Below are 9,458 nucleotides of genomic sequence, written 5' to 3' on the forward strand. Positions count from 1 at the left end.
CGTCTTCAACGGCCGCCCCGTGGGCCGCCGTACGGCGACCCGCCCCTCCCCGCGGGAGCTCTCCGACCCCTCGTCCTCCAACGCCAGCCAAGCCATCAGCCGTGCCCCTCCACCTGTCCGAAAACCGTCTTGCGCAGCACGGAGGAAGGCGCCAACGCCTGCCGGGCTGCGGTATGTCGGGAGACTAGCGAGCCCCACTGACAACGCCCCACCGCGGGTGGGCGCGAGCCCGCGCGGGGGTCCGTCGCGGGCCGGGGAACACCACTGCCCCCGGTCCGCGGGGGACCGGGGGCAGTGGACGGGGGCGTACGGGGATCAGCGGGCCGAGGCGGTCTCCGCGGCCTTCTGGGGGGCGGCGTCGGCGGCGCCCGACGTGACGACGCGCGGGCCGTGGCCGGAGCGCAGCCCCAGCCAGCTGATGACGGCGACCAGGGCGAACGCGGCGGCGCCGATCCAGAAGGTGAGGGTGAACCCGGATTCGGCGGGCAGCGGCGGAACTCCCTTGGGGAGGTGCTCGATCGTCTTGGACGCCAGGATCGTGGTGACGATGGCGCTGCCGATCGCGCTGCCGGTCGAGCGGGAGATGGAGTTGATGCCGTTGGCGATGCCGCTCTGGTGGTGCGGGACGCTCGACATGATCACGGCGGGCATGGCCGCGTAGCCGAAGCTGACGGCCGCGCCGACGACGACGCCCGCGCCGATGACGGAGGCGGTGTGGCCGTGGTCGAGAGCCAGCCATCCGAAGCCGGCGGCGCCGAGCGCGGCGGCGACGGCGAGGGCCAGGCGCGGCCCGCGGTGGCGCACCAGCTGGCCGCCGACGGGGGAGGCGAGCAGGGAGACGATGGCGCCGGGGAGCAGGAACTGGACCGAGGCGCGCAGGATGGAGGCGTCGAAGCCGTAGCCGGTGAGCTTCTGCGGCATCTGGACCAGGTAGGAGACGCCGAGGAAGTTCGCGAACATGCCGAACCCGACGAGGATGCCGGCCAGGTTGGCCATCAGCACCGGGCGGTGCACGAACATCTTCATGTCGACGAGCGGCTCGGCGACCTTGCGCTCGACGAGGACCCAGACGGCGGTCATGACGGCGGCGCCGGCGAAGCTGCCCAGGGTGCGGGCGGAGGCCCAGCCCCACTCGTGGCCCTGGGAGATGGGCAGCAGGAGCAGCAGCAGGGCGATGCCGAGGGTCAGCGCGCCGAGGAAGTCGGTGCGGCCGCCGGTCTTGTGACGGGTCGCCGGGACCAGGAAGAGGACGGCGAGCAGGGCCAGCGTGGCGAAGCCGGTGGCCATCCAGAACGCGTTGCGGTAGTCGGCGCCCTCACCGGAGGTCAGCAGACCGGTGGCGACCAGCGCCAGGCCGCTGCCGAACGCGAGGGTGCCGCTGACCAGCGCCATCGCCCCGGGCAGCTTCTGCGGGCGGACCTCCTCGCGCAGGACGGAGAGGGCCAGCGGGAAGATCGCGGTGGCGGAGCCCTGGAGCACGCGGCCCAGGATCAGCAGCGGCAGCGAGCTCGCGAGCGCCGCGACCACGGAACCCGCGACCATCACGCCGAGGACGGCCACCAGGGTGGGCTTCTTGCCGTGCTGGTCGCCGAAGCGGCCGAGCAGCGGGGTGAAGACGGCGGCGGACAGCAGGGTGGCGGTGGTCACCCAGCTGACGTTGGCGGTGGAGGTGCCGAGGTCGTTGCGGATCAGGCCCAGGATCGGTACGGGCAGGGTCTGCATCATCGACACGACCATGGCGGCGAGGCTCAGGGCGAAGACGATGACCGTCTCGTTCCCGTTCCTGCCTTCTGCGGGGGCGGATGCGGCGGAGCTCATGGCTGCGGGGACCTTCTCAGTGCTTCGGAGTCCTGCGTCGGGTTGTTTGAGGACGCAGATGTTTCATGTCATCAAGTACTTGTCCGAAGGTAGCCAGAGATAGTTAAGGTGGTCAAGTAAAAGGTTGATAATGTCAACGATCCTCGAGTAGGGTCCGAGCCATGAGCACCACCGCGACGCACCGCCCCGCCAAGCTGGAACTGCTGGAACTGCTCGCCGCCATCGGCACGGCCCAGTGGCGGGACTTCGCCGCCGCGGCCGCCCGGTACGGGCTGACCTCCACCCAGGCCAAGGTCTTGGCCCAGCTGGACGGCCCCGTGCCCATGCGCGGCCTGGCCTCCCTCCTCGCCTGTGACGCGTCGAACGTGACCGGGATCGTGGACCGGCTGGAGGCGCGCGGGCTGGTGCGGCGCGAGCCCGAGCCCAGGGACCGCCGGGTCAAGAACGTCGTGGCCACCGACGAGGGCCGCGAGACCATGCGGCGGGTGCGCGAGGAGATGCAGGCCACGCACGGGGCGCTGGACACCCTGGACGAGGCGGAGGGCGCGACCCTGTACGCCCTGCTGGAGCGGCTGCGCCCGGCGATGGAGCGCCGCCCGGAGGCCTGAGGGTGCGCGGCGCCGGCCCCCCCGTCCGGAAGGCGGGCGCGGGTCGGCCGCCGAGGGCGGGCTCCGGTCAGTCCTGGGTGACGGAGTCCACGGCCGCGTCGAGGGCGGCCGTCAGCCGGCCCAGGCGTTCCTGCAGCTCGCGGATCTCGGCGAGCTCGAACCCGGTGGCCCGCGCGATCCGGCGCGGCACCTCCACGGCGCGCTCCCGCAGGGCCGCGCCCTGCTCCGTGAGCACCGCGTGCACGGAGCGCTCGTCCTCCGTGCTGCGCTCGCGGCGCACCAGTCCGGCCGCCTCCAGGCGCTTGAGCAGGGGGGAGAGCGTGCCCGAATCGAGCCTCAGGTGCTGCCCGAGCTGCTTGACCGGCATCGTCCCGTGCTCCCAGAGCACCAGCATCACCAGGTACTGGGGGTAGGTCAGCTCCAGGTCCTTGAGGATGACCCGGTAGAGCCCGCCGAACGCGCGGTTCGCGGCGCCCAGCGCGAAGCAGATCTGCCCGTCGAGGCGGAGGAAGTCCTGGTCGCGGAGGGTGTCACCGGGCTCGGTCATGGGCTGCTCCGTCATGGGTCCCAGTCTACCCGAGCCTCCTTGTAGGCGATTGAGTTGTGCACAACTGAATTGTGTGCTCTATTTGTGGTCGAGGGTCGGCCACCGGCCGCCCCGCCCCTCCGAAAGGACCTCCCGATGGACGCGCTGTACACCGCCGTCGCCACCGCCAACGGCCGCGAGGGCCGCGCCGTCAGCTCCGACGGCCAGATCGACCTCGCGCTCGCCATGCCCCCGGCGCTCGGCGGCAACGGCCAGGGCACCAACCCCGAGCAGCTTTTCGCCGCCGGGTACGCCGCCTGCTTCGCCAGCGCCCTGGGCCTCGTCGGCCGTCAGGCCAAGGTCGACACCGGCGACATCTCCGTCACCGCCGAGACCTCCATCGGCCAGGACGCGAGCGGCTTCGGCCTCGCCGTGACCCTGCGCATCGAGCTGCCCGAGTCCCTCGAGGGCGAGACCGGCGCCCTGCTCGTCAAGCAGGCGCACGAGGTGTGCCCCTACTCCAAGGCCACCCGCGGCAACATCCCCGTCGAGCTCGTCATCGAGTAACGGCCACGCCCGCGCCGCTCAGGCGGTGCGCCGCGCGGCCACCACCGCGCAGGCCACCGCCAGCGGCAGCTCCGCCCCGACCGCCAGCAGCAGCGCCATACCCTGCTCGCCGGTCCCCAGCGAGGTGGTGACGTCGAACCAGGCGTCCATCGCCAGCAGCGCCGCCGTGGCCGCGGCCACCGGGGCCACCCGCGGATCGTCCGCGCGCAGCAGCAGTCCCGTCCCCGTCAGCCCGGCCGCGAGCATCGCGTCCAGGCCTATCCAGGCGGTGGACCAGTTGGACACCTCGGCGGTGCGCGGCATCGTCTTCGCCAGCACCACCATCCACGGCAGCAGCGCCAGCCCGCACCCGGTGAACACCGTCGCGAGGCGGGGCAGCCCCCGGCCCGCCCACCCGGCCCGCAGCCGGCCCGCCGGCGTGCGCCGGGCGGCGGCGGGCCGGCGGACCTGGAACTGCGGGGCGACGAGGGCCATGGCTGCGGGTCTCCTTCCGGGCCGGCGGTCCGTCCGCCGGGCACCCCACCACTGTGTCCGCCGGCGCCGCCGCGATCAGTAGCCCCACTGTCCGAACCGGGGGTGGTGCCAGCTACACCCCCCACCGGGCACCAGGGGGGTGGTGGACGCCCTGACCTGTGCGATTACCGTACGGGTATGGCAACTTGGGGCGCGCTGAAGCGTGCGTACACCTGGACCGCGGGGCACACCCCGTGGTCGGCCTGGGCCTGGCGCAACACGGCCTTCAGCGTCGCGGCGATCCCGCCCGCACTCCCGGTCGCCACCGGGTTCCTCCTGCTGACCGTGGCCGCCCCCGGCCGCACGGCCTGGCCGCTCCTGCTCTGCCTGGCGCTCTCCCCGCTGCTGACGAGGCTCCAGCGCAGCCGCTTCAGGGTGCTGCTGGGACTCGACGTGCCGCCCGTGGTCCACGCCCACCCCTGGCGGACCGGCCGCGGCCTCGCCGAGCGGCTGCGCTCCGAGGCCACCCGGCGCCAGTACCTCTACCACCTCGTCGTCAGCCCGCTCTCCGCCCTCGGCGCCGCCTCGCTCGTGCTCACCTGGGCCGGCGGCCTGGCCTGCGCCTCCGCCTACGGCTGGGTCTGGCTGCTCCCCTCCGACGGCGAACTCCCCGACTTCGGCTGGACCCGCGCGTACGACCTCCTCACCGCCTGCGGGATCCTCGCGCTGCTCGCCGCACCCTGGATGGCCGCGGCCCTGACCCGGCTCGACGCCCTGGCCGCGGCCTCCCTCCTCGGCCCCAACCGGGCCCGCGAGCTCGAACGGCGTGTCGAGGACCTCGCCGAGAGCCGCGCCGGGGTGCTGGACGCCGCCGACATCGAACGCCGCCGCATCGAACGCGACCTCCACGACGGCGCCCAGCAGCGCCTCGTCTCCCTCGCCATGAACCTCGGCATCGCCCGCGCCACCCTCACCGGCCTCCCGCCCGAGGCCAAGGCCGTCATCGACGAGGCCCACCGCGAGGCGAAGGAGGCCATCGAGGAGCTCAGCAACCTGGTCCGGGGCCTGCACCCGGCCGTCCTGGAGGACCGCGGCCTCGACGCCGCGCTCTCCGGCATCGCCGCCCGCGCCCCGCTGCCCGTCGAACTCACCGTGGACCTCGCCGAACGGCCCGGCCCCACCGTCGAGGCCGTCGCCTACTTCGTCGTCTCCGAGGCCCTCGCCAACGTCGCCAAGCACGCCCGCGCCCGCCGCTGTTCGGTCACCGTCGCCCGGGTCCCGGGCCGCCGCGGCGACCTGCTGCGCGTCGTCGTCACCGACGACGGGGTCGGCGGCGCCGACCCGGCGGGCGGCACCGGTCTGACCGGCCTGCGCAAACGCGTAGGGTCGGTCGACGGAACCATCCTGATCAACAGCCCCCAAGGGGGCCCGACCGTCGTCACCGTGGAGCTGCCGTGCGGGCTGTGATCGCCGAGGACTCCGTCCTCCTGCGCATAGGTCTTGTCAAAGTCCTCGAAATGGCCGGGTTCGAGGTGGTCGCCGAGACCGGCGACGCCGAGGCCCTGCTCGCCGCCGTCGAGGAGCACCGGCCCGACCTCGCCCTGGTCGACGTCCGGATGCCGCCCGGATTCACCGACGAGGGCGTCCGGGCCGCCCTGATGATCCGCAGTCAGAGCCCCGGCACGGCCGTGCTGCTGCTCTCCCAGTACGTGGAGGAGCGCTACGCCGCCGACCTGCTGTCCTCCCGGAGCGGCGCGGGCATCGGCTACCTGCTCAAGCAGCGCGTCGCCGACGTGGAGGAGTTCGTCGACGCCCTGCGCCGCGTCGCGGCCGGCGGCACCGCCCTCGACCCGCAGGTCGTGGCCCAGCTGCTGCTCAGGCGCGGCGGACCGGACCCGCTGGAGCGGCTCACCCCGCGCGAGCGCGAGGTCCTCGCCCTGATGGCCGAGGGCCGCTCCAACGCGGGCATCGCGGAGGGCCTCGTCGTCAGCGAGAGCGCGGTGGCCAAGCACATCAACAGCATCTTCGCCAAGCTCGACCTGCCCCCGGCCGCCGAGGCCCACCGGCGCGTCCTCGCGGTGCTGAGGTTCCTGGACGGCGCCGCGTGAGCGGCCCCGCGGACCCGGCCGGCGCCGCCCCGCGCGCACAGCGCGTCGCCTGGTACACGGCCGCGGCACTGAGCGCCGTCCTCGTGCTGGCGGCGGCCGGCTGGCAGGTGCGGGCGGACGCCGGCGCCCGGAGCGGCGTCGCCACCGGGGGCAGCGCGGGGCGGGCCGTGACCGCGCTGGAGGTGGCCGGCGGCGAGGCGGACGTGACCGTCACCCCGCGCGGGGACCGGCAGGTCGGCTACCGGGCCGAACTGCGCTGGACCTTCAAGGAGCCCTCCGTCGAGGAGAGCTGGCTCGGCGACACCCTCAAGCTGACCGCGCACTGCCCCGGGGAGGACCTCGGGGTGACGGGCGGCGCCGGCTGCTCCGTCCGTCTCGCGGTGACCGTCCCCGCCGACATCCCGGTGAGGGTCTCCGGGGGGTCCGGCCGGGTCACCGTCAGCGGCCTCGGGGGCACCGTCGACGCCGACCTGGGCTCGGGCGCCCTGGTCCTCGCCGACCTGCGCGGCCCCCTGCGGGCCCGCGTCGGTTCGGGCACCCTGGACGCCTCCGGCCTCGCCGTCCCGCAGGCCGACGTCCGCGCCGACTCCGGCGCCGCGAAGCTCGCCTTCGCGGCGCCGCCGGACCGGGTCGCGGGCCACGTCGGCGCGGGCCGCCTGGAGATCACCCTTCCCACGGCCACCGGCTACCGCGTCACCTGCCGGGCGGGCGCGGGCCGTTGCGAGGCCGAGGACGCCCTGCGGGATCCGGCGGCCGGCCGCACCCTGGACCTGGAGGCGGGCGCCGGCCGCGCGAGCGCGGTCTCCCGCACCCCGTCCCGCTGACCGGCGGCCCCGGTCAGACGACGTGCCGGCCGCCGTCGACCGTGAGCACGTCCCCCGTCGTGTAGGCGGCGTTCACCAGGTACAGCGTCGCCTCCGCCACGTCCTGGGGCGTACCCACCCGGCGCAGCGGGGTGTTCTCCGTGATCCACTCGCGGGAGCTCTCCCAGACCTCCTCCGCCCCGTCGTACCAGGGCGTGTCGATCAGCCCGGGCGCCACGGCGTTCACCCGGACCGACGGGCCCAGCTGTGCGGCCAGCAGCCGGGTCATGTGGTTGACGGCGGCCTTGCTCACGGCGTACGGGACCGAACTCCCCAGCGCCCGGGTCGCGGACACCGAGGAGATGTTGACGACGGAACCCGCCCCGGACGCCTTGAGGTGCGGGGCGGCCGCGGTGATCATCTGCCAGGCCCCGATGACGTTCACGTCGAAGATCTCCCGCCACGCCCGCGCGTCGGCGGCCTCCAGGTCGCCGAGCGGGATGAAGCGGGTCACCCCCGCGTTGTTGACCAGCACGTCCAGCCGCCCGTAGGCGTCCGTCGCGGCCCGCACGATCCGCCGGGCGTCCTCGGCGTCGGAGACGTCCCCCTGCACGTACACGGCGTCCGGGAGCCGCGCCGCGAGCGCCTTGCCGGCCTCCGCGCTGCGCGCGGAGTTGACGACCACGCGGATCCCCTCGGCGGCCAGCCGCTCGGCGACGGCGGCCCCGATCCCCGAGGAGGAACCGGTGACCAGGGCGACGCGACTCTCACTCATCTTCTTCTGTCCTCCAGCTGTCGGTGCGCGGTACGGATCCGCACTGCGGAAACAAGCTATCGCATCGTGGAAAATATTTTCCGCAATATGGAGTCTCCGTCGTCCGCGGGTGAACGGCCCGGGGCATATGGCGGCCCGCCGGCCTCCCGGGCACCGGGCGGGGCACTCGTCTCCCTCGACGACCACGCCCCGAGGAGGCCCCGCATGGGATCCGTCCGTACGACCGCGCTGACGGCCGCGCTGCTCGCCGCCGCCCTTCCCGCCGCCGTCCCGCAGGCCCGGGCGGACGGCGCGCGGCCGGTGACCGCCGCCCGTACCGTCACCCAGCAGGTGGGCCATCCCGCCGTCATGTATCCGAACAGGCTCTACACGGTGGCGGCGTACTGCCCGCAGGGCACGAAGCCCACCGGAGGAGGCGCGACGGTGGAGGACGACCCGGTGAGCGCCGTCTTCGTCAAGGACTCCTACCCCGACGTGGCCGGCAACCGGTGGGTGGTGCGGGCCTTCAACGCCTCCGGCGAGGTGCAGACCCTGCACCCGCGGGTGGTCTGCTCGACCGATCCCTCCATCAGCTACGAGGTCGGGCCGGACAAGCCGCTCCAGCCGGGGGAGCCGAACAACCCCAGCGACGCGAACTGCGGCTTCGGCCGCACACGGTTCGTGGTGGGGGGCGGCATCCAGTCCGGCGACACCACGTTCGCCAGTGAGACGAGCGTGGGCAACGGGGTGTGGACGGCGCGGGCCAAGTACATGGATTTCGACCCGGACGCGCCCCTGTCGTTCGTGCGGGCGACCGCCGTCTGCTCCACCACCGAGGCCACCTACGCGTTCAGCAGGACCGTCAAGCTGGCGGTCGGAGCGGTCGCCACCGTGCACGCGGAGTGCCCCGCCGGAATGGTGCCGATCGGCGGCGGCGGAGACGCGAGCCCCGACGTCCTGCTCAACTCCTCGGCCCCGACGGCCACGGGCTGGACGGTCCGGGCCACGAACAAGGGCTTCAACGACGGCGACGGGGTCTTCGCCACGGTCGCCTGCGCGGCCCCCTGAGTCAGCGCCGCTCCAGCAGCCCCCGGACGTAGGCGGCCTGGCCCGCGTGCTGGAGGTCGTCGGCCAGGACGCTGACGAGGCGGACCCCGAGGGTGACCGGAGGGTCCCAGCGCTCGTCGACGATCCGTTCCAGGTCGGCGGCGGCCAGGCCGCGGACGTAGCGCAGGGAGGCCTCGTGCACGGCGTCGTGGTAGCCCAGCAGAAGATCCGCCGAGTCGACGCGGACCGTCCCGGCCTGCTGCGCCGTGTGGCCGTACCCGTGGTCCTCGACGGGCAGCGGCAGGGCGAAGCGGTCGGCCCAGCCGCCGGCCCGCCAGACCTGCTCCTGCCCGGCGACGCCCGCCACGTGGTCGTCCTGGATCCGGGTCAGGTGCCACACCAGCCAGGCGATCGAGTTGGCCTCCGGGTCGGGCCGGGTGTTGAGCATCTCGGCCCCGAGACCGCCGACCGCCTCGTGGACCACCTCCCGGATCCGCCCGAAGCCGTCCGCGAGTACGTCCGTGGCCTTCATGTCCGCCGTCTCCCACCGTGGTCGTCCGCTGCCGGGAACCACCATGCAGGGCCCCGCCCGGCCGGGCGGGGCGACACTCCGTCGGCGTTCCGTCAGCGGCGGCGGCGGGCGCGGCGCAGGAGGATCCCGGCGGCCGCGCCCAGCAGGGCGATCCCGGCCACGCCGGCTGTCGTCCACCAGCCGGCGGAGGCGCCGCCCGGCGCCGGGTCCGCCGAAGCCGTGGAGGCGGGAGGGACGGAGGA

11 protein-coding genes are annotated in these 9,458 nt (G+C 74.2%); 6 read left to right on the forward strand and 5 right to left on the reverse strand.

The window, feature by feature from the left end:
* Positions 1 to 315: 315 nt before the first annotated feature.
* Positions 316 to 1,818 (reverse strand): MFS transporter, encoded by a 1,503-nt coding sequence (locus ACFVXK_RS33900; RefSeq protein WP_389619630.1) that lies wholly within the window; start codon positions 1,816 to 1,818, stop codon positions 316 to 318.
* 161 nt (positions 1,819 to 1,979) lie between these two features.
* Between ACFVXK_RS33900 and ACFVXK_RS33905 the strand changes: the two genes are divergently transcribed.
* Positions 1,980 to 2,426, forward strand: a complete 447-nt coding sequence (locus ACFVXK_RS33905; protein ID WP_388949686.1) for a MarR family winged helix-turn-helix transcriptional regulator — start codon at positions 1,980 to 1,982, stop codon at positions 2,424 to 2,426.
* A gap of 67 nt (positions 2,427 to 2,493) precedes the next feature.
* Here the strand turns inward: ACFVXK_RS33905 and ACFVXK_RS33910 are convergent, their stop codons facing one another.
* Positions 2,494 to 2,988, reverse strand: a complete 495-nt coding sequence (locus ACFVXK_RS33910) for a MarR family winged helix-turn-helix transcriptional regulator (protein ID WP_389619634.1) — start codon at positions 2,986 to 2,988, stop codon at positions 2,494 to 2,496.
* Positions 2,989 to 3,108: 120 nt separating this feature from the next.
* Between ACFVXK_RS33910 and ACFVXK_RS33915 the strand changes: the two genes are divergently transcribed.
* Positions 3,109 to 3,519, forward strand: a complete 411-nt coding sequence (locus tag ACFVXK_RS33915; protein ID WP_042815907.1) for an organic hydroperoxide resistance protein — start codon at positions 3,109 to 3,111, stop codon at positions 3,517 to 3,519.
* Between the two features lie 18 nt (positions 3,520 to 3,537).
* Here the strand turns inward: ACFVXK_RS33915 and ACFVXK_RS33920 are convergent, their stop codons facing one another.
* Positions 3,538 to 3,993 (reverse strand): hypothetical protein, encoded by a 456-nt coding sequence (locus ACFVXK_RS33920; RefSeq protein WP_389619637.1) that lies wholly within the window; start codon positions 3,991 to 3,993, stop codon positions 3,538 to 3,540.
* Between the two features lie 177 nt (positions 3,994 to 4,170).
* Between ACFVXK_RS33920 and ACFVXK_RS33925 the strand changes: the two genes are divergently transcribed.
* The 3 genes from ACFVXK_RS33925 to ACFVXK_RS33935 are packed head-to-tail and all read left to right on the forward strand — an operon-like array spanning position 4,171 to position 6,904.
* Positions 4,171 to 5,439 (forward strand): histidine kinase, encoded by a 1,269-nt coding sequence (locus ACFVXK_RS33925; protein ID WP_389619640.1) that lies wholly within the window; start codon positions 4,171 to 4,173, stop codon positions 5,437 to 5,439.
* Positions 5,427 to 6,080 (forward strand): response regulator, encoded by a 654-nt coding sequence (locus tag ACFVXK_RS33930; protein ID WP_389619643.1) that lies wholly within the window; start codon positions 5,427 to 5,429, stop codon positions 6,078 to 6,080. The genes ACFVXK_RS33925 and ACFVXK_RS33930 overlap by 13 nt, the downstream gene beginning before the upstream one ends.
* Positions 6,077 to 6,904, forward strand: coding sequence for a hypothetical protein (locus ACFVXK_RS33935; RefSeq protein ID WP_389619645.1), 828 nt, complete (start codon positions 6,077 to 6,079; stop codon positions 6,902 to 6,904). Before ACFVXK_RS33930 ends, ACFVXK_RS33935 begins: the two co-directional genes overlap by 4 nt.
* A gap of 13 nt (positions 6,905 to 6,917) precedes the next feature.
* On the opposite strand, the gene ACFVXK_RS33940 is transcribed toward ACFVXK_RS33935, so the two are convergent.
* Entirely contained in the window at positions 6,918 to 7,658 is a 741-nt protein-coding gene (locus ACFVXK_RS33940; RefSeq protein WP_389619648.1) for an SDR family NAD(P)-dependent oxidoreductase, read from the reverse strand.
* Positions 7,659 to 7,862: 204 nt separating this feature from the next.
* Here ACFVXK_RS33940 and ACFVXK_RS33945 point away from each other — a divergent pair, with 204 nt between their 5' ends.
* A complete protein-coding gene (locus ACFVXK_RS33945) occupies positions 7,863 to 8,705 on the forward strand; it encodes a hypothetical protein (RefSeq protein ID WP_389619651.1) in 843 nt (280 codons plus the stop codon).
* A 1-nt stretch (position 8,706) separates the two neighbouring features.
* Here the strand turns inward: ACFVXK_RS33945 and ACFVXK_RS33950 are convergent, their stop codons facing one another.
* Complete coding sequence (locus ACFVXK_RS33950; protein WP_389619654.1) at positions 8,707 to 9,216, reverse strand: DinB family protein; 510 nt, start codon at positions 9,214 to 9,216, stop codon at positions 8,707 to 8,709.
* Positions 9,217 to 9,458 lie beyond the last annotated feature (242 nt).

The sequence above is a fragment of the Streptomyces sp. NPDC058157 genome, assembly GCF_042884105.1.
Taxonomy (GTDB): Bacteria; Actinomycetota; Actinomycetes; order Streptomycetales; family Streptomycetaceae; genus Streptomyces.

Excerpts from the sequence above, each read along its gene's own strand:
- ACFVXK_RS33900 (WP_389619630.1), bottom strand. The coding sequence starts at position 1,818 with ATGAGCTCCGCCGCATCCGCCCCCGCAGAAGGCAGGAACGGGAACGAG.
- ACFVXK_RS33905 (WP_388949686.1), top strand. The coding sequence starts at position 1,980 with ATGAGCACCACCGCGACGCACCGCCCCGCCAAGCTGGAACTGCTGGAA.
- ACFVXK_RS33910 (WP_389619634.1), bottom strand. The coding sequence starts at position 2,988 with ATGACGGAGCAGCCCATGACCGAGCCCGGTGACACCCTCCGCGACCAG.
- ACFVXK_RS33915 (WP_042815907.1), top strand. The coding sequence starts at position 3,109 with ATGGACGCGCTGTACACCGCCGTCGCCACCGCCAACGGCCGCGAGGGC.
- ACFVXK_RS33920 (WP_389619637.1), bottom strand. The coding sequence starts at position 3,993 with ATGGCCCTCGTCGCCCCGCAGTTCCAGGTCCGCCGGCCCGCCGCCGCC.
- ACFVXK_RS33925 (WP_389619640.1), top strand. The coding sequence starts at position 4,171 with ATGGCAACTTGGGGCGCGCTGAAGCGTGCGTACACCTGGACCGCGGGG.
- ACFVXK_RS33940 (WP_389619648.1), bottom strand. The coding sequence starts at position 7,658 with ATGAGTGAGAGTCGCGTCGCCCTGGTCACCGGTTCCTCCTCGGGGATC.
- ACFVXK_RS33945 (WP_389619651.1), top strand. The coding sequence starts at position 7,863 with ATGGGATCCGTCCGTACGACCGCGCTGACGGCCGCGCTGCTCGCCGCC.
- ACFVXK_RS33950 (WP_389619654.1), bottom strand. The coding sequence starts at position 9,216 with ATGAAGGCCACGGACGTACTCGCGGACGGCTTCGGGCGGATCCGGGAG.